This is a genomic window from Citrobacter sp. VF227 (assembly GCF_052950715.1).
In genome coordinates this window covers 1-468 of the sequence record NZ_JBRFVF010000396.1, presented here as the reverse complement: position 1 = coordinate 468, position 468 = coordinate 1, and the positions used below count along the sequence as shown (strand labels likewise).

The window sequence follows — 468 nt, the reverse complement described above, 5'->3', positions numbered from 1 at the left end:
GTGGACCAGCGGGCCCATCTTGGTCTCGGGATCGAGCCCGTCGCCGACCTTCACCGACTTGGCGAAGGTGGTGAAGCCCTCGACGAAGCGGTCGAAGACCGAGTCGTGCACGAGGAACCGGGTCGGCGAGACGCAGACCTGGCCGGCATTGCGGAACTTCGAGGGGGCCAGGACGGCCACCGCCTTCTCCACATCGGCGTCGCCGAACACGATCGCGGGGGCGTGGCCGCCGAGCTCCATCGTGGCGCGCTTCATGTGCTCGCCCGCGAGCGCCGCGAGCTTCTTGCCGACCACCGTCGAGCCGGTGAACGAGATCTTCGCGATCGACGGATGGCTCGCGAGCGCCGAACCGCAGACGCGGCCGCCCGTCACGACGTTGAACACGCCGGGCGGTACGCCGGCTTCGCGTGCGAGCTCGGCCAGGCGCAGCGCGGTGAGCGGCGTTTCCGGCGACGGCTTCAGCACGAT

1 protein-coding gene is annotated in these 468 nt (G+C 70.1%); it reads right to left on the bottom strand.

Annotated elements, in window-relative coordinates; all coding sequences use genetic code 11:
- Positions 1-468 (bottom strand): aldehyde dehydrogenase family protein (locus ACU8YC_RS26940; protein WP_446896252.1); only part of this gene is annotated, 468 nt, incomplete at both ends.